This window comes from Streptomyces sp. NPDC051822, from assembly GCF_044452745.1.
GTDB lineage: Bacteria > Actinomycetota > Actinomycetes > Streptomycetales > Streptomycetaceae > Streptomyces.
The window spans coordinates 141,520-164,376 of record NZ_JBITBZ010000006.1 but is presented as its reverse complement, the minus strand read 5'-3'; the positions used below and the strand labels follow the sequence as shown (position 1 = coordinate 164,376).

Below are 22,857 nucleotides of genomic sequence, written 5' to 3'. Positions count from 1 at the left end.
TCCGAAGGCCCCGAGACGGAACACCGTCCCGGGGCCTTCGGCGTTCACCGCATCCGCGCCACCCGGTCCCGGAGCCTCCTGGCGTCCCGCAGCCGCTGCTCGTACGTGGCGCCCACCGCGAGCAGCAGGAGCCCGGCGAGGGCCGGCGGCAGCCAGCGGGGCAGCGCGCCCACCGCCTGCACCACGTACGGGGCGAGCTCGTGCAGCCCGTCCAGGGCCAGGACCACGCCACCGAGGACGAGCAGGGCCTGCAGCCGGAACCGTGCGCCCAGCAGCGTCACCACCAGGGCCGCGACGCCCAGAGCCAGCGGGCGGACCCACTCCGGGTCGGTCCAGGCCGCGGCCAGGCTCGGCAGCAGCGTCGCCGCGAGACCCGCGCCGTACGCCGTCCACGACGAGGCCTCGGCGTCCCGGCGCCGCCGCAGGAACCCGGCGACGAGGGCGGGCACGGTCACCGGGAGGGTGTACGCCTCCGGCGTCGTCACCTCGAAGGCCGCCAGACGCACCCAGGCGGCCAGCAGGAACAGCGCCGCCGCCGTCCACGAGGCGAACCGCCGCCGCTCGGGACGTACCGCCGTCGCCGCCGCGATCACCCCGCCGAGGGCCAGGGCGAGCGCGAGGAAGGCCGGCCGGGACACGGCGAGACCGAACGCGGGGATCGCCACGGCCGCGCCGGTGATCTCCACCGCCAGGGCCACCGCGGGCGGGCGCGTCCGGGCCCCCACGGCGGCGGTGACCGCCGGGACCAGCAGCAGGGCCAGGGCCGTCCAGTGGCCCTCGAACCCGGCGGCGGCGGCCACCGCCCCCACCAGTCCGGTCCCGGCCAGGACGGCGCCGCAGGCGGCCACCACCCGGCGGGCGTCCGTGCCGAGCACCGCGACGCCGGTGAACAGAGCCAGCACCGCGCCGAGCACGACGAACGTGGCACCCCGCACGTCCAGGGCGAGCGCGACGGCGCTCACGGCGGACGCCAGCCCACCGGCGTACGCCGCCCAGCCGAGGACGGTCCCCGGCTCCACGGCCGGCAGCTGCCGCCCGGTGCCCGTCGGCGCCCAGCCCGCCCAGGGCGTCGCTCCTCCGGCCCCAGGCGGGGTGAGCACGGGTCCGGCGGGCGCCGGGCCCGCCGCGTCCCCGGCAGCGCGCAGGCCCCGCGTCAGCGGGCCCGGGCGTACGGCGACCCACAGGGCCGCCGCGGCGGTGACCAGCTGGAGGGCGAGCGTCGCCGCGTACGGCAGGTCGAGGGAGACCGGCAGGGCCGTGAGCAGCCCCCAGGCCAGGACGAGGGCCGCACACCGGGTCCAGAGGCGGGGGACGGCCGCGAGAGCGGCCACGGCCACCGCCAGGACCAGGGCCGCCGTCGCCGGGAACGACGTCAGGACCCGCCCGGCGTGCTCGCCCGACCAGACCTCCGTGGTCCGGGCCATCGGCCCGAGGAGCCCGGCGACCACCGGCGGCAGCGCCCACACGACTCCGAGGGCGGCCACCCCCGCCCCCGCACCGGCGAGCCCGAGCCGAACACCGCGCGGGAGCCGGCCGGCCGGCGCAGTCGCAGGGCCGTCCGCCGGCGCCGCGGCCGTGGTGCCCACGCGCCACACCGAGGCCAGAACCAGTGCGCACAGCACGTACACCGGCACCGTCCAGTCCGCCGGGACCGCGGCGCGCAGCAGGCCGCCGACGGCCGTCACCACGGCCAGGCCCGCGACCACCGAGGCCGCCACCGCGAGCGGGGGCGTGCGCCAGGCCACGTACAGTGTCACCACCGCACCCGCCACGAGCAGCGGCGCGCCGCTCCACGGCGAGGCGAGCGAGAGCCAGCCGCCCGTCAGGAGGGCCCAGCCGCCCAGGACCACCGCACCGGTGACCGCCGTGATCCGGACCGGCGCCGGCCGGACCCACAGCACCACCGCCCCGTCCGCGGCGGCCGTGACGAGCGCCGCCCAGGCGAACGCCGTCGGCCCGCCGCCCGCGGCGAGCACGCCGAGCGGCAGCGGGAGCTGCCCCGCGACCACGGCCACCGGCAGCGGGATCCGGAGCCGGGACAGCGCCGAGCCGTACGCGGTCCACGCGCCCGCGAGGACGGCCGAGGCCACCGCCGCGTACCCGAGGCCGTCCGTCTCCGACAGCGCCGCCCGGTGCAGCGCGTACGCGTCGAGCACCATCAGGACGAGCCCGAGGGCCGCCACCGACTCGGCCGTCGAGACCAGGCTCCTGCGGAGCAGCGCCACCGGGGCCGCCAGGGCCGCCGAGGTCACCACGAACAGGACCGCCGCCCGGCCGCCGATGCCCATCGAGCCCCAGCTGACCAGCGTGAAGGCGACCGCCGCGATCGTCAGGAGGGTGCCACCCAGCGTCAGCAGGACGTTCTGCGCGCTCCGCGGCGTCGAGTCCGCCACCGGCGGACGGGGCCACGGAGCCGCCGGCGCGACGGGCGCGTACAGCACCTGCAGCAGCCAGGCCCGCCGGGCCAGCAACTGGGACCGGCGTGCGTCGAGTTGCGCCAGCTCGCGGTCGACGAGCACCAGCTCGTCCGCGGGCGGCAGTGAGTTGTCCATACCCGGAGTGTGGCCCCGGCCACACCCGACGGGAATGCGTGCCGGTACTCATCTTCCGGCGCCTACTGCCTGAGTACGTCCACACTGGGGGCATGGACTGGTGCCGGTACCGTTTCCGCAGCCTCTGGCGGCTCGCCGCCCCGCCCGACGCCGTCTACGCGGTCCTCGAACGCGCCGAGGAGTACCCCCGCTGGTGGCCCCAGGTCCGCGAGGTCGTCCCGGTGGACGACAGCACCGGCACCGCCCGCTTCCGCTCCCTGCTCCCGTACGACATCGTCGTCACCGCCCGCGCGCTGCGCCGCGACCCGGCGGCCGGGGTCCTGGAGATCGGCCTCGGCGGCGACCTGGAGGGCTGGGCCCGCTGGACCGTCACCCCGGAAGGGGCCGGCACCCTCGCCGTGTACGAGCAGGAGGTCGAGGTCCGGGCCCGGCTCCTGAGGACCCTCGCCGTCCCCGGGCGACCGGTGTTCCGCGCCAACCACGCCCTGATGATGCGCGGCGGGCGGCGGGGACTCGCCACCCACCTGCGAGCGGTTTGAACGAAGGGCGCGAAGGCCTGTATGGTTCAACCCGTTCCCGGGCGATTAGCTCAGCGGGAGAGCACTTCGTTCACACCGAAGGGGTCACTGGTTCGATCCCAGTATCGCCCACCGGGTAGAGGCCGGTCCGTCGAAAGACGGACCGGCCTCTGTCATGTGTCACGCCGCCGTGCCCAGTTCGGGCCGCAGCGGCCACGCCGGGTCCACGATCTCCGGCGTGCCCTGCCGGGTGAACCACGCCTGGAGACCCCGCGCCTGCGCCGCGTGCCACACCGCCTGCAGCGTGTGCAGCTCCGCAGGGGTCAGCCGCTCCAGCCGGGACGAGAAGCGCCGCGCCACCGCCCGTACGACATCGAGCGCCGCCGTCGCGTCCGCCGCCGCGTCGTGCGCCCCCGCCAGCTCCACCTCGTAGTGCGCGCACAGGTCCGTGAGCGTCCGGCGGCCCTTCCGGTACCGGTCCAGGTGCTTGTCCAGGACCCGCGGGTCGAGCACGCACAGGGGCGTGCCCGGCAGGTAGGCGCCCAGCGTGGACGCCCGGTGCCTGCGCAGCTCGCGGTCGAGGATCGTCAGGTCGAAGGGCGCGTTCATCACCACCAGCGGGCGCCCCGCCGCCACCTGCTCCGCCAGCGCGCGCGCCAGCTCCTCCATCACCGGAGCCGGCCACCGGCCGTTCCGCTGGAGGTGATCGTCCGTCAGGCCGTGTACGGCGGTGGCCCCCTCGGGCACCGGTATGCCCGGGTTGACCAGCCAGCGCGTCACCCGGGGGCGCGCGCCCGCGGCGTCCTGCACGACCAGAGCGGCCGAGACGATCCGGTCGCCCTCGACGTCGACTCCCGTGGTCTCCGTGTCGAAAGCGGCCAGGGGCCCTTCGTACCAGTGCATTGTCATCCCTGAACTCCCTGCACACGTGCGGCAGATGGCCAACCCCCTGCCCCGAAACGGTGATACCCGGACTGTTTGCGCCGTACGCGGACCGGTCACAACACAAGGGACGGGGAAGGAAATCGACATGGCGCTCGCCCAGCCCGAGTCGGGAGGGCTGCCGCCCCAGCGGCTGGCTCCGACGCGCGGCTCACTCGCCACCACCGCCTGCATGGAGACCCTTCAGGTGGGATACCTGCACGCCGTCGCCGCCGCGGCCGGCTGCTCGCTGTCCCAGCCCTTTCCGGACAACGGCATCGACTGGCACGTGAGCCACGGCTCTCCCGGACACACCGTCGACGACGAGGTCACCATCAAGGTGCAGCTCAAGTGCACCTACCAGATACCGCCGGGCCCGCCCGGGAGCACCTTCGCGTTCACCCTCGACAACGACCACCTGGTGAAACTCGCCAGGACCCCGGTGTCCGTGCACAAGATCCTCGTCGTGATGCTCGTCCCGAGGTCACAGGAGGACTGGCTGAGGGCGGGGCACGACCGGCTCGACCTGCGGCACTGCTGCTACTGGATCAACCTGGCCGGGCACCCGGTCACGGGACGGCGCAGGACCACCGTGCGCGTCCCGACGGCGCGGATCTTCGACGACCGGGCGCTCTGCGAGATCATGACCCGAGTCGGCGTGGGAGGGAGACCTTGATGCACCGGCCGATCGACGAACCGAGGTTCGGGGACGAGGGGGGCGGGCACGGCCCCGCCTCCGTGCCCCCGCCCTACCGGCCCCACCCCGCGCCCAACGACCTCCCGGCGTCCTGGACCGGTGTCCCCGGCCCGCCCGCCGGACCCTGGGCCGACAGCCAGGGCGCACCCGACCCGGGCAGGGTGGACCCGCGCGTCCTCGGAGCCCTCCTCGCCCGCCACGGGTGGCGGCGGCGCGGCGGGGCGGCCGGCCGCTACAGCCGGTGGACCCCGCCGGGCAGCGGCACCGGTACCAGCCTCCTCGTCCCGGAGAGCCGGGCCTTCCCGGACTGCGAGGACCTGCTCGGCGAGGCGCTCACCGCCCTCGCCCGCAGCGCCACGCCCTCCGCCCGCGAGGTCCTCACCGGCCTCGCCGTGCCCAGCGACGAGATCCGCTGGTGGCGCGACGTGCCCCCGGGCCCGGCCGGCACGGTCCCCTGGACCGTGCAGGAGCAGCTCAGGTCCGCCGCCCGCCAGCTGCTCCTGGCCGGCGCCCTCGCCGTGCGCGTCCGGGCCGGCTACCACGGGGCCCGGCACCGGCGCCCGGCCCAGGCCTCCCTGGAGTCGGTCGTCGTCGGCGCGGTCACCGGCGGGCGCGGCCTCACCGCCTTCCTGCCGGTCGAGCCGGGCCGCGCGGTCGCCGTCCGGCTCCACCACGCGCTCCACGCGGCCCGCGAGGCCACCGACTACCAGCGGGCCACCGGCGGCATGGAGGCCTTCGACGCCGCCGTCGAGGCGGGTGTCAGCCGTGAACTCACCGAGGCCCTCGTCGCCCTCGTCCGCGGCACCGAGGGGGCTCGCGTCGCCCTGGAGTGGGCCCCCTCCGCCGGGGCTCCCGAGGGCTGCGCGGCCCGGCCCGAACCGGTCGAGTTCTCACCCGGCGACCTGCCGGCCCTGCGGGAGGCGAGCGCCCGCTACCTGACCGACGAGCCCTCCGTACCGGTCCGGCTCACCGGCGCCGTCGTCCGCATGCGCCGCTCGGGGCCCCGCGGCGAGGGCACCGTACGCCTCCGTGTGCTCGGCGGGGCGGAGGTCCCGCACGTCCGGGTCACCCTCGACGAGGAGGCGTACCGCACCGCGGGCCACGCCCATCTCGTGGGGCTTCCGATCCGGGTGGTGGGCCGCCTGGAGAGCCGGGGCGGCTTCCGGCGCCTCACCGACGCCTCCGGGGTCGTCCCCGTACAGGTCGACGAGACCGAAAGGGACAGGATCATGAAGGCGATCCAGGGGACCATCGATGACGCAGACTTCTTCGAGGAGGCGTGCGGGCCGGACGAGGAGTGAGTGGGTGCGGGCCTGAGGCGCGGAGGCCTGAGGGAAACCGTTTCGCGGGTGGGACGGTCTCCTCGGTACCATCGGCGATGCGCGGCACCTCGTCTCTGTCGCGCACCGTCGGCGCCGGCACCTCGTGTCTGTCCGCGCCCCAAAGGAAGAAGAACACCCGTGTCTGATGTCCGTGTGACCGTCCAGTCCGCCTCCGAAGCAGAGGAGAGGGCGGTGAGCGCGGGCACCACCGCCGGCGCCCTGTTCGCCGACGACCGCACCGTCATCGCCGCCCGCGTCGGTGGCGAACTGAAGGACCTGTCGTACGAGCTCTCCGACGGCGATGTCGTCGAGGGCGTCGAGATCTCCTCCCCGGACGGTCTCGACATCCTGCGCCACTCGACCGCGCACGTCATGGCCCAGGCCGTGCAGGAGCTCTTCCCCGAGGCCAAGCTGGGCATCGGCCCGCCGGTCCGGGACGGCTTCTACTACGACTTCGACGTCGAGAAGCCCTTCACTCCCGAGGACCTCAAGGTCATCGAGAAGAAGATGCAGGAGATCCAGAAGCGCGGCCAGCGTTTCGCCCGCCGTGTGGTCACCGACGAGGACGCCCGCGCGGAGCTGGCGGACGAGCCGTACAAGCTGGAGCTCATCGGCATCAAGGGTTCCGCGTCGACCGACGACGGCGCCAGTGTCGAGGTGGGCGGCGGCGAGCTGACCATCTACGACAACATCGACGCCAAGACCGGCGACCTGTGCTGGAAGGACCTCTGCCGCGGTCCGCACCTGCCGACCACCCGGAACATCCCGGCCTTCAAGCTGATGCGCAACGCCGCCGCCTACTGGCGCGGCAGCGAGAAGAACCCGATGCTCCAGCGCATCTACGGCACCGCCTGGCCGTCGAAGGAGGAGCTGAAGGCCCACCTCGACTTCCTCGCCGAGGCCGAGAAGCGCGACCACCGCAAGCTCGGCAACGAGCTCGACCTCTTCTCCATCCCCGACGAGATCGGCTCCGGCCTCGCGGTCTTCCACCCCAAGGGCGGCATCATCCGCCGGGTCATGGAGGACTACTCGCGCAAGCGCCACGAGGAGGAGGGCTACGAGTTCGTCTACTCGCCGCACGCCACCAAGGGCAAGCTGTTCGAGAAGTCCGGCCACCTGGACTGGTACGCCGAGGGCATGTACCCCCCCATGCAGCTCGACGAGGGCGTGGACTACTACCTCAAGCCCATGAACTGCCCGATGCACAACCTGATCTTCGACGCGCGCGGCCGCTCGTACCGTGAACTGCCGCTGCGCCTCTTCGAGTTCGGCACCGTGTACCGGTACGAGAAGTCCGGCGTCGTGCACGGCCTGACCCGGGCCCGCGGCTTCACCCAGGACGACGCGCACATCTACTGCACCAAGGAGCAGATGGCGGAGGAGCTCGACAAGACCCTCACCTTCGTCCTCAACCTGCTGCGTGACTACGGCCTGACCGACTTCTACCTGGAACTGTCCACCAAGGACCCGGAGAAGTTCGTCGGCTCGGACGAGATCTGGGAGGAGGCCACCGCGGTCCTCCAGCAGGTCGCCGAGAAGCAGGGCCTCCCGCTGACCCCCGACCCGGGCGGCGCCGCGTTCTACGGCCCGAAGATCTCGGTGCAGGCGCGGGACGCCATCGGCCGCACCTGGCAGATGTCGACCGTGCAGCTCGACTTCAACCTGCCGGAGCGCTTCGACCTGGAGTACACCTCCCCGGACGGCACCAAGCAGCGCCCGGTCATGATCCACCGCGCGCTGTTCGGCTCGATCGAGCGGTTCTTCGCGGTGCTCCTGGAGCACTACGCGGGCGCGATGCCGCCGTGGCTGGCGCCCGTCCAGGCCACCGGTATCCCGATCGGCGACGCCCACGTCGACTACCTGCACGAGTTCGCCGCCAAGGCGAAGAAGCAGGGCCTGCGGGTGGAGGTCGACTCCTCCTCGGACCGGATGCAGAAGAAGATCCGGAACGCGCAGAAGCAGAAGGTTCCGTTCATGATCATCGCGGGTGACGAGGACATGGCCGCGGGCGCCGTCTCCTTCCGCTACCGCGACGGTTCGCAGGAGAACGGCATCCCCGTCGACGAGGCCATCGCCAAGCTCGCCAAGATCGTCGAGGACCGCGTCCAGGTGTGATGACCTGAGCGTTCAGGAGGCCCCCGGGGAGTCCCCCGGGGGCCTCCTCCCTTCCTCCGGCCCGGTCCCCTTCTCGTCCTCCCGGGTGAACGCCTGGATCAGCCAGGACGAGAACGAACCCGTGACCGCGCCGAGCAGGGCCAGCCCGCAGGCCATCACGCCCACCGCCGTGAGCCGGCCGGCCGGGGTCACCGGGGCGACGTCCCCGTACCCCACCGTCGCGAGCGTGGCGCAGGTCCACCACACCGCGTCGCCGAAGGTGAGGATCGAGGCGCCGGGGGCGTCCCTCTCGTACTTGTAGACGGTGAGCGCTCCCGCGAAGCCCAGCAGGGTCGTGGTGAGGCCGGCGTAGACCATCACGCGCGCGTAGATGCTGAGCCGCGGCTTGTCCTTGCGGCGCTGGACCCGGTCGTAGATGTTCACCATCCGTACCGGCCGCAGCAGCGGGATCACCAGGACCACCGTGTCGAGGAGATGCGTACGGACGAAACGGAGCGGACCGAGGCCGCTGAGGCGGAGCCGTACCGCGTAGTCCACGACGAAGACGGCCCAGGCGGCGAGCGTGAGGGCGAGGCAGAGGTCGAGCCAGGCCTGGGGGAGATCGTCGTGGCCGAGGACCCGGACCGCGTACCCCGCAAGATAGACGCCGGAGGCCACCGCGAGCGGGTTCTCCAGATGCCTGTCCCAGCGCTCCTGCCGGGGCGGTTTCGGTGACCTTTCGCTCATCGGATCAGCATGGCCGCCGGATGGATCTCCCGCCCCGGCGACACGTTCCGAACGGGCGACGCAATATGCTGCTCGGCATGACGACTGAGCCGGAGCAGCAGATCGGAGTCGGGACGCGGGACGCGTTCCAGCGCCTGTGGACGCCTCACCGGATGGCGTACATCCAGGGCGAGAACAAGCCCACCGGGCCGGGGGCCGAGGACGGCTGCCCGTTCTGCTCGATTCCGTCGAAGTCGGACGAGGACGGTCTGGTGATCGCGCGGGGCGCGAGCGTGTACGCGGTCCTCAACCTGTACCCGTACAACGGCGGCCACCTCATGGTCGTCCCCTACCGTCACGTCGCCGACTACACGGACCTGGACGTCGCGGAGACCACGGAGCTCGCCGACTTCACCAAGCGCGCGATGGTCGCGCTGCGCGCGGCGTCCGGTGCGCACGGCTTCAACATCGGCATGAACCAGGGCGCCGTCGCGGGCGCCGGCATCGCCGCCCACCTGCACCAGCACGTGGTGCCGCGCTGGGGCGGGGACACCAACTTCATGCCGGTCGTCGGCCACACCAAGGTGCTGCCGCAGCTGCTCGCCGACACCCGGAAGATGCTGGCCGACGCCTGGCCGGCCACGGTCTGATCCGTACGGGCCTTCAGGAACCCGGGATACGGGCGCGTCAGGCGTCGTAGACGTCGGCCTTCTTCGGGCCCGGTTCCTGGACGGCGCCGCCGAGGATCAGCGAGCGGTTCGTGAAGCGCTCGGTGTCCACGCCGTGGTCGTCGAGCATCTTGATGGTCGCGGTGTGGACCGCCCGCAGCACCGGAGTCGCCATGCGGATCGCGTCGTCCGCCATGAACCGGTTCTTCCAGGGCGGCCCGGCCCAGATGTGCCGCAGCCCGAAGGGCTCCGGCAGGACGAGCTTGCCGCCGAGGAAGTCCAGGACCGGCGGATACCAGGTGAGCGGGGCGCGGACCGCGAGCCGGACGACCTCGTCCGTCGTCATCAGCGGCTGCTTGATCTCCCGGGTCTCCCAGAAGCGGACGGTCTTGGATACCTCCTTGGTCTTCGCCTTCGGCTTCGTGGTGAACAGACCGTGCACAGGCCCCAGGGCGTGCCCGGTGACCTCGATGCGGAGGGTGTGGAGCAGCGACGTCACCGTGACCATCATGGTCAGGACCAGGTTCCCGTCCCAGAGCGTGAACTGGACGCCCAGGTAGTGGCGGTTGCCGGCGCCGAACTGCTGGTCGTTGCAGATGCGCTGTATCTCGTGCGGCTTGACCTGGTAGTGGACGATGCTGTCGCCCTCGGGCCGGGTGACCTCGTCGGCGCCCTCCCCGACCGGGGAGACGACCCAGTGCTTGACGGTCGGCTTCGGGAAGCCGGTCTTCAGCGAGCCGCGCTCCAGCAGGGTCAGCTGGTCGTGGATCTTGCGGACGAGGTCCCAGGCGCGGAAGTCGTGGATCTCGCGGCCGGGCTGGGGGACGAGCTCCTCGGCGAGGGTCCAGCTGCCCCAGCGGGTGCCGAGACCGAGAACGCCCTTGGCGCCCGCGTAGAACACGATGTTGGACTGCTGCTCGGCCGAGAGCTTCTCCAGGTTCTGCCGCAGCTCCTCCGCGGCCTTCTCGCCCGGGTCCCTGGGGGCGGCCTCGGGGATCTTGGCACCGACGCCGCCGCCGCTGAGCAGGGCCGTCCAGCGCTCCCGGAGGTCGACGGCGGTGCCCTCGCAGATGCGCCGGGCGAGGAACCAGCCCACGACCGGGGCCGCGATCATGGCGCGCAGGTAGTTCGGCAGGATCCCGTCGAAGGGCAGCTTCAGCAGGACGAGCAGGGCGAAGAGTCCGGCCGCGACGAGGAGCACGGTGCCGACGGCGCTGGTGCGCTTGTTGTCCGAACCCGCCGCGATCCGGCGGAGCTGGATGACTCCGAGCCAGAGCAGCAGACCGGGCAGGAAGAGCACGCCGCAGACGAAGGTGACCAGGGTCAGCTTGATGTCGCGCTGCCTGCGGAGGCGGGAGGCGGCGAGGCAGTGCTCGACGACCGGCTGGGGGTCGGCGCCGAAGGACTGGATGAGTGCCTTGCGGGCGCCCCCGAGCATGCGGACCTGGACCGCGCGGGAGAACGCCTCGCCGAGGTCGGGGTGGAAGAGCTTGTGCCACTTCCCTTCCTTGACCGTCGACTTGTAGAGGTCGTTGTCGGCTTCCTTGATCGTGTCCAGCGGACTGTCCCGGTACGCGGCGGAGGCGAGGGCGTTCGTCGCCCCCGCCCCGCCACCGGAGCCCTGCAGGGGAATCTGTGCCCCGGGTCCGAAACCGTCCATCGCCACTGCCGCCCCCATCGCGCGCGAGTACCTGTGCGGGCTGTTCCCAACTGCCGCGCCCCGCACACCTTCTGAGCTGGGCACCCCAGCGTAACCGGGTACCGCCTGATGCGTCACCGGAGTGGGGCGGGTCGGCCGAATGCCGCCCGCTCCACGACGGCGACGCGGGCGACAGCTGGCGACAACTCGTCAACTAGGGGCTTTTTCCAGTCTGTTCGCGGACCTTCTCCGCCAGGTGCGGCGGCATCGGCTCGTGCCTCGCGTACGTACGGTCGAACCTGCCGGTGCCGTGCGACACGGACCGCAGGTCGATCGCGTACCGCCCGATCTCGATCTCCGGCACCTCGGCCCTGACCACGGTCCGCCCCGGGCCGGCCTGGTCGGTGCCGACGACCCGGCCGCGCCGCCCCGACAGGTCGCTCATCACGGGCCCGACGTACTCGTCCGGCACGAGGACCTCGACCTCGGCCACCGGCTCCAGGAGGTGGACGGCGACGTCAGCGGCAGCCTCCCGCAGCGCGAGCGCCCCGGCCGTCTGGAAGGCGGCGTCGGAGGAGTCCACCGAGTGGGCCTTGCCGTCCCGCAGGGTGATACGGATGTCGACCAGCGGATACCCGGCGGCGACGCCCCGCGCGGCCTGGGCCCGCACCCCCTTCTCCACCGAGGGGATGAACTGGCGCGGGACCGCCCCGCCGACCACCTTGTCGACGAACTCGATGCCGCTGCCCGGCGGGAGCGGCTCCACGTCGATCTCGCAGATGGCGAACTGGCCGTGTCCGCCGGACTGCTTGACGTGCCGGCCGCGGCCCGCCGAACGTCCGCCGAAGGTCTCGCGCAGCGACACCTTGTACGGCACGGCGTCCACCTGGACCCCGTAGCGGCCCCTGAGCCGTTCGAGCACGACGTCCTGGTGGGCCTCGCCCAGGCACCACAGCACCACCTGCCGGGTGTCCTGGTTGTGTTCGAGGCGCAGGGTCGGATCCTCTGCGACCAGCCGGGCGAGGCCCTGCGAGAGCCGGTCCTCGTCGGCCTTGCTGTGCGCCTCGACCGCGAGCGGGAGCAGCGGCTCCGGCATGCTCCAGGGCTCGATCAGGAGCGGGTCGTCCTTCGCGGAGATCGTGTCGCCCGTCTCCGCCCGGCCGAGCCGGGCCACACAGGCCAGGTCCCCGGCGATGCACCGTGCCATGGGGCGCTGCTGCTTGCCGAAGGGGGAGGTGAGCCCGCCGACCCGCTCGTCGACGTCGTGGTCCTCGTGCCCCCGGTCGGCCAGGCCGTGACCAGAGACGTGGACGGTCTCGTCGGGGCGCAGGGTCCCGGAGAAGACCCTGACCAGGGAGACCCGGCCCACGTAGGGGTCGGCGGCGGTCTTGACGATCTCGGCGACCAGGGGGCCCTCGGGGTCGCAGGTGACCGGCGGCCGGGGGCGGCCGTCGGGGGTCGTGACGGCGGGCGGCTCGTGCTCCAGCGGGGACGGGAACCCGCCGGTGATCAGCTCCAGGAGCTCGACGGTGCCCAGGCCCTGCGTACCGCCGTCGATGGCCGGGGCGGCCGCGAGCACCGGGTGGAAGGCGCCCCGGGCGACCGCCTTCTCCAGGTCGTCGACGAGCGTCTTCACGTCGATCCGCTCACCGCCGAGGTAGCGGTCCATGAGGGTCTCGTCCTCGCTCTCGGCGATGATCCCCTCGATCAGCCGGGCGCGCGCCTCCTCGATGAGCTCCCGCCGGCTCTCGTCGGGCGGGCTCTCCCGACGTACCCCCGTGGAGTAGTCGAAGATCCGCTCCGAGAGCAGGCCGACCAGACCGGTGGCGCGCGCGTGCCCGTCGGGCCCCTCCTCGCCGCGCACCGGGAGATAGAGCGGCAGGACGGCGTCCGGGTCGTCACGGCCGAAGAGGGAGGAGCAGACGGCGGTCAGCTCGTCGAAGTCGGTGCGGGCGGTGTCGAGATGGGTGACGACGATGGCCCGGGGCATGCCGACGGCGGCGCACTCCTCCCAGACCATCCGGGTGGAGGCGGCGACGGCGTCGGCCTCCTGGGCGGCCGAGACGACGAAGAGGGCCGCGTCCGCCGCGCGCAGACCGGCCCTCAGCTCCCCGACGAAGTCGGCGTACCCGGGGGTGTCGAGGAGGTTGATCTTGTACCCGTCCCAGCCGACCGGAACGAGCGAGAGCTGTACGGAGCGATGCTGGCGGTGCTCGATCTCGTCGTAGTCGGAGACGGTGGCGCCGTCCTCGACCCGGCCCGCCCGGTTGAGCGCCCCGGCGGTCTGTGCCAGCGCCTCCACCAGGGTCGTCTTGCCCGATCCGCTGTGGCCGACCAGCACCACGTTCCGTACGGCCGTGGGCCGGTCGGCCGTCAGAGCCCCGCCGGCGGCCCCGGCGGTCGTGTTCGCCTTGTCACCCATGATGTGTTCCTCCCGGCTGCTCGCACGGTGCGGCGGGACGCGGGCGCGGGGGAGTGGTGTGTCGCGGTACGGCTCCGGCGGTGCCCGCGGTGGTCCTTCGAGCTTTGCACCGACGCCGGGACGCGTCCATACGTCGTACACGGAGCGGGCCCGCCGGGGGGACGGCGACGCGGCGGGCGGGTGCCGCCGGTACGCCGCGGTGCTCGTGGCTACGATGGGTGAGCCGGTGGTCATAGGGGCCGCGCGGCCCACCGAACCTCGGGAAGGCCATGCTGAACAAGTACGCGCGTGCATTCTTCACGCGTGTCCTCACACCGTTCGCCGCGTTTCTGCTCCGCCGGGGCGTCAGCCCCGACGCGGTCACGCTCATCGGCACGGCGGGAGTGATGGCCGGTGCGCTGGTCTTCTTCCCCCGCGGAGAATTCTTCTGGGGCACCATCGTCATCACCCTGTTCGTCTTCTCCGACCTCGTCGACGGCAACATGGCCCGGCAGGCCGGGATCTCCAGCCGCTGGGGCGCCTTCCTCGACTCGACGCTCGACCGGGTCGCCGACGGCGCCATCTTCGGCGGTTTCGCGCTCTGGTACGCGGGCAAGGGCGACGACAACGTGCTGTGCGCCGTGGCGATCTTCTGCCTGGCCAGCGGTCAGGTCGTCTCGTACACCAAGGCGCGTGGCGAATCGATCGGCCTGCCGGTCGCGGTCAACGGCCTCATCGAACGGGCCGAACGGCTCGTGATCTCGCTGGTCGCCGCCGGCCTCGCCGGTCTGCACGCCTTCGGCGTGCCGGGCGTCGACGTGCTGCTCCCGATCGCCCTGTGGATCGTGGCCGTCGGCAGCGCCGTCACCCTGGGACAGCGGGTCGTGACCGTACGACGGGAATCGGCCGAGGCGGACGCCGCCGCGGCCGGGGGGAGCGGGGCGACATCGTGAGTGCGCAGAAGGACGGCACGCCTCCGAAGGACGGCGGGCAGAAGGACGGCGGGCAGAAGGACGGCACGCCCGCCACGGACAGCACGCTGAAGGAACGACTGAGCGACGGGCTCTACGGCGCCGGCTGGGCGACCGTCAAGAAACTCCCCGAACCGGTGGCCACCGGCCTCGGCCGGCGGATCGCCGACTTCACCTGGAAGCGGCGCGGCAAGAGCGTCCTGCGTCTTGAGGCCAACCTCGCGCGCGTGGTGCCCGACGCCACGCCGGAGCGCCTCGCCGAGCTGTCGAAGGCCGGCATGCGCTCGTACATGCGCTACTGGATGGAGTCCTTCCGGCTGCCGACCTGGGACAAGGACCGGGTCGAGCGCGACGTCGACATCAAGGACGCCCACCACCTCACGGACGGCATCGCCGCCGGGCGCGGGGTCGTCATCGCCCTGCCGCACCTGGCGAACTGGGACCTGGCCGGGGTCTGGGTGACCCGCTGCCTCGGCATCCCCTTCACGACCGTCGCCGAGCGGCTCAAGCCGGAGACCCTCTACGACCGCTTCGTCGCCTACCGCGAGTCCCTCGGCATGGAGGTCCTCCCGCACAGCGGAGGCTCCGCCTTCGGCACGCTCGCCCGGCGTCTGCGGGCGGGCGGCCTGGTCTGCCTGGTCGCCGACCGCGACCTGTCGGCCTCCGGCATCGAGGTCGCCTTCTTCGGCGACACGGCGCGGATGCCGGCGGGACCCGCGATCCTCGCCCAGCAGACGGGCGCGCTGCTGCTGCCGGTGACCCTCTGGTACGACGAGACGTCGGTCATGAGGGGCCGCATCCACCCGCCGGTCGACGTACCCGAGGCGGGCAGCAGGACCGAGAAGACGGCCGTGATGACACAGGCGCTCGCCGACGCCTTCGCCGCCGGCATCGCGGACCACCCGGAGGACTGGCACATGCTGCAGCGACTGTGGCTCGCCGACCTGGAGGAACGCCCGGAACCCGCCATGGTTCCCGAGCGGGACGGGGAGCGCGGCGCGTGAAGATCGGGATCGTCTGCCCGTACTCCTGGGACGTGCCGGGCGGCGTCCAGTTCCACATCCGGGACCTCGCCGAGCACCTGATCCGGCTCGGCCACGAGGTCTCCGTCCTGGCCCCGGCCGACGACGAGACCCCGCTGCCGCCGTACGTCGTCTCGGCCGGCCGGGCCGTCCCCGTGTCGTACAACGGCTCGGTGGCGCGGCTCAGCTTCGGCTTCCTCTCCGCCGCGCGGGTACGCCGCTGGCTGCACGACGGCACCTTCGACGTCGTCCACATCCACGAGCCGACCTCGCCCTCCCTGGGACTGCTCACCTGCTGGGCGGCGCAGGGGCCGATCGTGGCCACCTTCCACACCTCGAACCCCCGCTCGCGCGCGATGCTCGCCGCGTACCCGATCCTCCAGCCGGCCCTGGAGAAGATCAGCGCCCGGATCGCGGTCAGCGAGTACGCGCGCCGCACGCTCGTCGAGCACCTCGGCGGCGACGCCGTCGTCATCCCCAACGGGGTCGACGTGGACTTCTTCGCCCGCGCCGAACCCAAGAAGGAATGGCAGGGCGAGACCCTCGGCTTCATCGGCCGGATCGACGAGCCGAGGAAGGGCCTGCCGGTCCTCATGCGCGCGCTGCCCCGCATCCTCACCGAGCGGCCCGGAGCGCGGCTCCTCGTCGCCGGGCGCGGGGACGAGGAGGAGGCGGTGGCGTCGCTGCCGCGCGAGATGCGCTCCCGGGTGGAGTTCCTCGGCATGGTCAGCGACGAGGACAAGGCGAGGCTGCTGCGCAGCGTCGACGTGTACGTGGCGCCCAACACCGGCGGCGAGAGCTTCGGCATCATCCTCGTCGAGGCGCTGTCGGCGGGTGCGGCGGTCCTCGCCTCCGACCTGGACGCCTTCGCGCAGGTCCTCGACCAGGGAGCGGCGGGCGAGCTCTTCGCCAACGAGGACGCCGACGCGCTCGCGACGGCGGCGATCCGGCTCCTGGGCGACGAGGAACGCCGCGCGGGGCTGAGCGCGCGGGGTTCGGCGCACGTCCGCCGCTTCGACTGGGCGACGGTCGGCGCGGACATCCTGGCGGTCTACGAGACGGTGGCGGACGGCGCGGCGGCGGTGGACACGGACGAGCGCGTGACCCTGCGATCCCGCCTGGGCCTGTAGGGCCCGGGCCCCTCGGGCCGGACCCCGCGCCGGCCGCCCCGGGGCGGGCCCGCCCCGGGGGACCTCGTCCAGGCCCGCGCCCGCGCCATCCCACCCCCGCCCGGGCTCGGCCCGCCACCCCGCCTGGGGCTCGGCCCGCCACCCATCCCCGCCTGGGGCTCGGCCCACCACCCACCCAGCCCACCCCCGTGTGGGCAGTCGTCCCGCTGGGCGGGACGGGTGGGCACACGGGACGGCGCCCTAGGCGGCGCCTCGCCCCTTGTGCCTGGACCCGCACCAGCAGTGCACCGCACCACGGGTGCGGGTCAGGGCGCGGAAGCCTAGGCCCGGCAGGGGGCGCCGCCCGTTGTGCCCACCCGTTCCGCCCAGCGGAACGACTGCCTACAACGGGGGTGGGCGCCGCCCCGGCGGAAGGGTGCGACGGCATCGGGGGTGGGCGCCGCCCCGGCGGAACGGTGCGACGACATCGGGGGTGGGCGCAGACTCGACGGAACGACTGCCTACAACGGGGGTGGGCGCCGCCCCGGCGGAACGGTGCGACGGCATCGGGGGTGGGCGCCGCCCCGGCGGAGCGACTGCCCGCAACGGGGGTGGGAGCCGCCCCGGTAGCCTGTGCGCCCGTGACCGAAACCCTGATCTGGACCGTCGTCGCGCTGATCCTCATCGGCGTCTATCTCAGCTGGACCGCCGGACGACTCGACCGGCTGCACTCCCGTATCGACGCGGCCCGCGCGGCCCTGGACGCCCAGTTGCTGCGCCGGGCCTCGGTCACCCAGGAGCTGGCCACCTCCGGTGTGCTCGATCCGGCCGCCTCGATCGTGCTGTACGAGGCCGCGCACGCCGCCCGGCAGGCCGAGGAGGACCACCGGGAGGTCGCCGAGAGCGAGCTCAGCCAGGCCCTGCGGGCCGTGTTCGGCGAGCCCGAGCAGATGGAGGTCGTCCGGGCGGCCCCCGGCGGCGAGGAGGCCGCGGGCGAGCTGGCGCAGGCCGTCCGCCGGGTGCCGATGGCCCGCCGCTTCCACAACGACGCCGTACGGGCCGCCCGCGCCCTGCGCCGCCACCGTAAGGTCCGCTGGTTCCGCCTCGCGGGCCACGCGCCCTTCCCGCTGGCCTTCGAAATGGACGACGAGCCGCCGGTGGCCCTTGCCGATCGCCCGGTCTGACACCCCGTAACCTGCGAAAACGATCCACCGGGTCCACATTGGCCCTTGCTGTGGACCCCAGGTGGACTGTTTCCTCGACCTAGTCGTCAACCCCCGTTGTCACGAGTGAGGTACCCCGTGTCCACCACGCCTTCCGTTTCCCCCCAGTCTCCCGAGACCGGCACCGCCCGCGTGAAGCGCGGCATGGCCGAGCAGCTCAAGGGCGGCGTGATCATGGACGTGGTCAACGCCGAGCAGGCGAAGATCGCCGAGGACGCCGGCGCCGTGGCCGTCATGGCCCTGGAGCGGGTCCCCGCGGACATCCGCAAGGACGGCGGCGTGGCCCGCATGTCCGACCCGAACATGATCGAAGAGATCATCGGTGCCGTCTCCATCCCGGTCATGGCCAAGTCCCGCATCGGCCACTTCGTCGAGGCCCAGGTGCTGCAGTCCCTCGGCGTCGACTACATCGACGAGTCCGAGGTCCTCACGCCGGCCGACGAGGTCAACCACTCCGACAAGTGGGCCTTCACCACCCCCTTCGTCTGTGGCGCCACCAACCTGGGCGAGGCCCTGCGCCGCATCGCCGAGGGCGCGGCCATGATCCGTTCGAAGGGCGAGGCCGGCACCGGCAACGTCGTCGAGGCCGTCCGCCACCTGCGCCAGATCAAGAACGAGATCGCCCGTCTGCGCGGCTTCGACAACAACGAGCTGTTCGCCGCCGCCAAGGACCTGCGCGCCCCGTACGAGCTGGTCAAGGAGGTCGCCGAGCTCGGCAAGCTGCCGGTCGTGCTGTTCTCCGCCGGTGGCGTCGCCACCCCGGCCGACGCCGCGCTCATGCGCCAGCTCGGCGCCGAGGGCGTCTTCGTCGGCTCCGGCATCTTCAAGTCGGGCGACCCGGCCAAGCGCGCCGCCGCCATCGTGAAGGCCACCACCTTCTACGACGACCCGAAGATCATCGCGGACGCCTCCCGCAACCTGGGCGAGGCCATGGTCGGCATCAACTGCGACACCCTCCCCGAGTCCGAGCGCTACGCCAACCGTGGCTGGTAAGCACCGATGAACCCCTCTCCCGTGATTGGTGTCCTGGCCCTGCAGGGCGACGTACGGGAGCACCTGATCGCCCTGGCCGCGGCGGACGCCGTGGCCAGGCCGGTGAGGCGCCCCGAGGAACTCGCCGAGATCGACGGCCTGGTCATCCCCGGTGGTGAGTCCACCACCATCTCCAAGCTGGCCGACCTGTTCGGCATGGCGGAGCCGCTCCGCGAGCGCATCGCGGCCGGCCTGCCGGTCTACGGCACCTGCGCCGGCCTGATCATGCTCGCCGAGAAGATCCTCGACCCGCGTTCGGGCCAGGAGACCTTCGGCGGCATCGACATGATCGTCCGCCGTAACGCCTTCGGGCGGCAGAACGAGTCCTTCGAGGCCGGCGTCACCGTGGCGGGCATCGAGGACGGACCCGTCGAGGGCGTCTTCATCCGGGCCCCCTGGGTGGAGTCCGTCGGCGCCGAGGTCGAGATCCTCGCCGAGCACGAGGGCCACGTCGTCGCCGTACGGCAGGGCCGGGCGCTCGCGACCTCGTTCCACCCGGAACTCACCGGGGACCACCGCATCCACGCCCTGTTCGTCGACATGGTGCGCGCGGCGCGCTGATCCGATCCCGGTAGGATCTCTGGGGTTCGTTCAGTAATGGGTTACGCGAAGGAGACAGGCAGATGTCCGGCCACTCTAAATGGGCTACGACGAAGCACAAGAAGGCCGTGATCGACGCCAAGCGCGGCAAGCTCTTCGCGAAGCTGATCAAGAACATCGAGGTCGCGGCCCGCACGGGCGGCGCCGACCTGGACGGTAACCCGACGCTGTTCGACGCCGTCCAGAAGGCGAAGAAGCAGTCGGTCCCGAACAAGAACATCGACTCCGCGCTCAAGCGCGGTGCGGGTCTCGAGGCCGGCGGCGCCGACTACGCCACGATCATGTACGAGGGCTACGGCCCGAACGGTGTCGCGGTGCTCATCGAGTGCCTCACCGACAACCGCAACCGCGCCGCCTCCGACGTGCGCGTGGCCATGACCCGCAACGGCGGCTCCATGGCCGACCCGGGCTCGGTCTCGTACCTGTTCAACCGCAAGGGCGTCGTCGTGCTCCCCAAGGGCGAGCTGTCCGAGGACGACGTCCTGGAGACGGTGCTCGAAGCGGGCGCCGAAGAGGTCAACGACCTCGGTGAGTCGTTCGAGATCATCAGCGAGGCCACCGACCTGGTCGCGGTCCGCACCGCCCTCCAGGAGGCCGGAATCGACTACGACTCCGCCGAGTCCAGCTTCGTCCCGACCATGCAGGTCGAGCTCGACGAAGAGGGCGCGCGCAAGATGTTCAAGCTCATCGACGCGCTGGAGGACAGCGACGACGTGCAGAACGTCTTCGCCAACTTCGACGTCAGCGACGAGGTCATGGAGAAGGTCGACGCCTGATCACGGTTGTCGATCGCGGCCGTTGATCGCGGCCGTTCCACAGCGGGCCGACGGGGACACGCCCCCGTCGGCCCGCTGTCGTTCGTACGGCGTTGTCGGTGGCAGCCGATAGCCTGCACAAACAGGTGATCGATGGAATCGGTGGAGGGGGGCGGCGTGCGTGTTCTCGGGGTGGACCCCGGTCTGACCCGGTGCGGCGTCGGCGTCGTCGAGGGCGTCGCCGGACGGCCGCTGAGCATGCTCGGCGTGGGCGTGGTGCGGACCGCGGCGGACGACGACATCGGCGTCCGCCTGGTCGGCATCGAGCGCGGCATCGAGGAGTGGCTCGACCGCTTCTCGCCCGAACTCGTCGCCGTGGAGCGGGTGTTCAGCCAGCACAACGTGCGTACGGTGATGGGCACGGCACAGGCGAGCGCCGTCGCCATGCTCTGCGCCTCGCGCCGCGGCATCCCCGTCGCCCTGCACACCCCCAGCGAGGTCAAGGCCGCCGTCACCGGCAGCGGACGCGCCGACAAGGCGCAGGTCGGCGCCATGGTGACCCGGCTGCTCCGGCTCGCCGCCCCGCCCAAGCCGGCCGACGCCGCCGACGCCCTCGCCCTCGCCATCTGTCACATCTGGCGCGCTCCCGCCCAGAACCGTCTCCAGCAGGCCGTCGCGCAGAACCGTCTCCAGCAGGCGGTCGCCCAGCAGGCGTCCGCAGTGAAAGGCCGAACCCGATGATCGCCTTCGTCAGCGGCCCGGTCGCCGCACTCGCCCCCACCACGGCCGTGATCGAGGTCGGCGGTGTCGGCATGGCCGTCCAGTGCACCCCGGCGACCCTCGCGGGGCTCCGGATCGGGCAGGACGCCCGGCTCGCCACCTCCCTCGTCGTCCGTGAGGACTCCCTCACCCTGTACGGCTTCGCCGACGACGACGAGCGCCAGGTCTTCGAGCTCCTCCAGACCGCGAGCGGCGTCGGCCCCCGCCTCGCACAGGCCATGCTCGGGGTGCACAGCCCCGACGCCCTGCGCCTCGCCGTGTCCACCGGTGACGAGAAGGCCCTCACCGCGGTGCCCGGCATCGGCAAGAAGGGGGCCCAGAAACTCCTCCTCGAACTGAAGGACAAGCTCGGCAGCCCCCTCGGCAGCAGCGGCCTGGTCGGTGCCCAGCGCGCCGCGGCCTCCGGACCCGCGCCGTGGACCGAGCAGCTGACCGCCGCCCTGATCGGCCTCGGCTACCAGAGCCGCGAGGCCGAGGAGGCCGTCGGCGCCGTCGCCCCGCAGGCCGAGGCCGCCATCGCGGAGACCGGCGCCGCCCCCGTACCGCAGCTGCTCCGCGCCGCCCTGCAGACCCTCAACCGCGCCCGCTGACCCGCGGACCACCCGTACGAACGAGAAGGCATCCACCGTGAACTGGGACGACGACACCACCGCCGAGGCAGCGGACGCCGAGGCGCGCATCGTCGGCGCCGCCGCCGAGGGCGACGACCAGGCCGTCGAGGCGGCCCTGCGCCCCAAGGACCTCAGCGAGTTCGTCGGCCAGGAGAAGGTCCGCCAGCAGCTCGACCTGGTCCTCAAGGCCGCCCGCCAGCGCGGCGCCACCGCCGACCACGTCCTGCTCTCCGGCGCCCCCGGCCTCGGCAAGACCACCCTGTCGATGATCATCGCGGCCGAGATGAACGCCCCGATCCGCATCACCTCGGGCCCCGCCATCCAGCACGCCGGGGACCTCGCCGCGATCCTCTCCTCCCTCCAGGAGGGCGAGATCCTCTTCCTCGACGAGATCCACCGCATGTCCCGGCCCGCCGAGGAGATGCTCTACATGGCGATGGAGGACTTCCGCGTCGACGTCATCGTCGGCAAGGGCCCCGGCGCCACCGCCATCCCGCTCGAACTCCCGCCCTTCACCCTCGTCGGCGCCACCACCCGCGCCGGACTCCTGCCGCCGCCGCTGCGCGACCGCTTCGGCTTCACCGGCCACATGGAGTTCTACGACCCGGCCGAGCTCCAGCGCGTGATCCACCGCTCCGCCGGACTCCTCGACGTCGAGATCGACGCGGCCGGCGCCGCCGAGATCGCCGGCCGCTCCCGGGGCACCCCCCGCATCGCCAACCGTCTGCTGCGCCGCGTCCGCGACTACGCGCAGGTGAGGGCCGACGGAGTGATCACCCGCGAGATCTCGGAGGCGGCCCTCAGGGTGTACGAGGTCGACGGCCGCGGCCTCGACCGGCTCGACCGCGCCGTCCTGGAGGCCCTGCTCAAGCTCTTCGGCGGCGGACCGGTCGGTCTGTCCACCCTCGCCGTCGCGGTGGGGGAGGAGCGGGAGACCGTCGAGGAGGTCGCCGAACCCTTCCTCGTACGCGAAGGTCTGCTGGCCCGCACACCCCGTGGCCGGGTCGCCACTCCGGCGGCCTGGACCCACCTCGGACTGGTTCCGCCGCAGGCAGCGGGCCCGGGCGGGACAGGAAGCGGACAACAGGGGCTCTTCGGGGCGTGACGGTGTCGACACTCGCCCGGACAGGAACCGGGGTGCGATGCTGGACGTTGTTCCATCGATGCGGACTCGCCTAGACTCCGCCGATGCCGCCCTTTCTGGTCGGCGCGCCCA

The 22,857-nt window shown here is 72.7% G+C and carries 20 protein-coding genes and 1 tRNA gene; 16 read left to right on the top strand and 5 right to left on the bottom strand.

Annotation, left to right across the window (positions count from 1 at the left end):
- Nucleotides 1-44: 44 nt before the first annotated feature.
- A complete protein-coding gene (locus ACIA8N_RS20310; protein ID WP_365785071.1) occupies nt 45-2,552 on the bottom strand; it encodes an SCO7613 C-terminal domain-containing membrane protein in 2,508 nt (835 codons plus the stop codon).
- 92 nt (nt 2,553-2,644) lie between these two features.
- Between ACIA8N_RS20310 and ACIA8N_RS20305 the strand changes: the two genes are divergently transcribed.
- Both ACIA8N_RS20305 and ACIA8N_RS20300 read left to right on the top strand, forming a co-directional pair.
- Nucleotides 2,645-3,091: an SRPBCC family protein gene (locus tag ACIA8N_RS20305; protein WP_365785073.1), complete on the top strand. Its 447-nt coding sequence runs from the start codon at nt 2,645-2,647 to the stop codon at nt 3,089-3,091.
- 39 nt (nt 3,092-3,130) lie between these two features.
- Nucleotides 3,131-3,202: transfer RNA gene (locus ACIA8N_RS20300), tRNA-Val, on the top strand.
- A gap of 48 nt (nt 3,203-3,250) precedes the next feature.
- On the opposite strand, the gene ACIA8N_RS20295 is transcribed toward ACIA8N_RS20300, so the two are convergent.
- Nucleotides 3,251-3,979, bottom strand: a complete 729-nt coding sequence (locus ACIA8N_RS20295; protein ID WP_365785075.1) for a 3'-5' exonuclease — start codon at nt 3,977-3,979, stop codon at nt 3,251-3,253.
- A gap of 121 nt (nt 3,980-4,100) precedes the next feature.
- Here ACIA8N_RS20295 and ACIA8N_RS20290 point away from each other — a divergent pair, with 121 nt between their 5' ends.
- The 3 genes from ACIA8N_RS20290 (at nt 4,101) to thrS (ending at nt 8,125) form a co-directional block, all read left to right on the top strand.
- Nucleotides 4,101-4,667: a DUF4365 domain-containing protein gene (locus ACIA8N_RS20290; RefSeq protein WP_365785077.1), complete on the top strand. Its 567-nt coding sequence runs from the start codon at nt 4,101-4,103 to the stop codon at nt 4,665-4,667.
- Nucleotides 4,667-5,989, top strand: coding sequence for a hypothetical protein (locus ACIA8N_RS20285; RefSeq protein ID WP_365785079.1), 1,323 nt, complete (start codon nt 4,667-4,669; stop codon nt 5,987-5,989). The genes ACIA8N_RS20290 and ACIA8N_RS20285 overlap by 1 nt, the downstream gene beginning before the upstream one ends.
- Before the next feature lie 159 nt (nt 5,990-6,148).
- Complete coding sequence (gene thrS / locus ACIA8N_RS20280; RefSeq protein WP_365785081.1) at nt 6,149-8,125, top strand: threonine--tRNA ligase; 1,977 nt, start codon at nt 6,149-6,151, stop codon at nt 8,123-8,125.
- A 12-nt stretch (nt 8,126-8,137) separates the two neighbouring features.
- On the opposite strand, the gene ACIA8N_RS20275 is transcribed toward thrS, so the two are convergent.
- Nucleotides 8,138-8,851, bottom strand: coding sequence for an ion channel (locus ACIA8N_RS20275; RefSeq protein WP_365785083.1), 714 nt, complete (start codon nt 8,849-8,851; stop codon nt 8,138-8,140).
- A 65-nt stretch (nt 8,852-8,916) separates the two neighbouring features.
- Between ACIA8N_RS20275 and ACIA8N_RS20270 the strand changes: the two genes are divergently transcribed.
- Nucleotides 8,917-9,480, top strand: a complete 564-nt coding sequence (locus ACIA8N_RS20270; RefSeq protein ID WP_365785085.1) for an HIT domain-containing protein — start codon at nt 8,917-8,919, stop codon at nt 9,478-9,480.
- A gap of 37 nt (nt 9,481-9,517) precedes the next feature.
- Here ACIA8N_RS20270 and ACIA8N_RS20265 read toward each other — a convergent pair whose 3' ends face one another.
- Together ACIA8N_RS20265 and ACIA8N_RS20260 are read right to left on the bottom strand one after the other, a co-directional pair.
- Nucleotides 9,518-11,176, bottom strand: a complete 1,659-nt coding sequence (locus tag ACIA8N_RS20265; RefSeq protein ID WP_365785087.1) for a hypothetical protein — start codon at nt 11,174-11,176, stop codon at nt 9,518-9,520.
- Between the two features lie 175 nt (nt 11,177-11,351).
- A complete protein-coding gene (locus ACIA8N_RS20260; RefSeq protein ID WP_365785089.1) occupies nt 11,352-13,559 on the bottom strand; it encodes an elongation factor G-like protein EF-G2 in 2,208 nt (735 codons plus the stop codon).
- A gap of 269 nt (nt 13,560-13,828) precedes the next feature.
- Here ACIA8N_RS20260 and pgsA point away from each other — a divergent pair, with 269 nt between their 5' ends.
- The 10 genes from pgsA (at nt 13,829) to ruvB (ending at nt 22,746) form a co-directional block, all read left to right on the top strand.
- On the top strand, nt 13,829-14,491 hold the full coding sequence (pgsA, locus tag ACIA8N_RS20255) for a phosphatidylinositol phosphate synthase (protein WP_030204569.1): 663 nt from the start codon (nt 13,829-13,831) through the stop codon (nt 14,489-14,491).
- A gap of 86 nt (nt 14,492-14,577) precedes the next feature.
- Entirely contained in the window at nt 14,578-15,513 is a 936-nt protein-coding gene (locus tag ACIA8N_RS20250) for a phosphatidylinositol mannoside acyltransferase (protein ID WP_365785110.1), read from the top strand.
- Nucleotides 15,510-16,661: a glycosyltransferase family 4 protein gene (locus ACIA8N_RS20245; RefSeq protein ID WP_365785091.1), complete on the top strand. Its 1,152-nt coding sequence runs from the start codon at nt 15,510-15,512 to the stop codon at nt 16,659-16,661. Before ACIA8N_RS20250 ends, ACIA8N_RS20245 begins: the two co-directional genes overlap by 4 nt.
- Before the next feature lie 620 nt (nt 16,662-17,281).
- A complete protein-coding gene (locus ACIA8N_RS20240; RefSeq protein WP_365785093.1) occupies nt 17,282-17,824 on the top strand; it encodes a hypothetical protein in 543 nt (180 codons plus the stop codon).
- 117 nt (nt 17,825-17,941) lie between these two features.
- Nucleotides 17,942-18,856: a pyridoxal 5'-phosphate synthase lyase subunit PdxS gene (pdxS, locus tag ACIA8N_RS20235; protein WP_030204560.1), complete on the top strand. Its 915-nt coding sequence runs from the start codon at nt 17,942-17,944 to the stop codon at nt 18,854-18,856.
- A 6-nt stretch (nt 18,857-18,862) separates the two neighbouring features.
- Nucleotides 18,863-19,456 carry a pyridoxal 5'-phosphate synthase glutaminase subunit PdxT gene (gene pdxT, locus ACIA8N_RS20230; protein WP_030551864.1) on the top strand — a complete coding sequence of 198 codons (594 nt, stop codon included), beginning with the start codon at nt 18,863-18,865 and terminating at the stop codon, nt 19,454-19,456.
- A gap of 62 nt (nt 19,457-19,518) precedes the next feature.
- On the top strand, nt 19,519-20,271 hold the full coding sequence (locus ACIA8N_RS20225) for a YebC/PmpR family DNA-binding transcriptional regulator (protein WP_030204558.1): 753 nt from the start codon (nt 19,519-19,521) through the stop codon (nt 20,269-20,271).
- 156 nt (nt 20,272-20,427) lie between these two features.
- Nucleotides 20,428-20,991, top strand: coding sequence for a crossover junction endodeoxyribonuclease RuvC (ruvC, locus tag ACIA8N_RS20220; protein WP_365785096.1), 564 nt, complete (start codon nt 20,428-20,430; stop codon nt 20,989-20,991).
- A complete protein-coding gene (ruvA, locus tag ACIA8N_RS20215) occupies nt 20,988-21,620 on the top strand; it encodes a Holliday junction branch migration protein RuvA (RefSeq protein ID WP_365785098.1) in 633 nt (210 codons plus the stop codon). The genes ruvC and ruvA overlap by 4 nt, the downstream gene beginning before the upstream one ends.
- Nucleotides 21,621-21,657: 37 nt before the next feature.
- Nucleotides 21,658-22,746: a Holliday junction branch migration DNA helicase RuvB gene (gene ruvB, locus ACIA8N_RS20210; RefSeq protein WP_365785100.1), complete on the top strand. Its 1,089-nt coding sequence runs from the start codon at nt 21,658-21,660 to the stop codon at nt 22,744-22,746.
- Nucleotides 22,747-22,857: the final 111 nt, after the last annotated feature.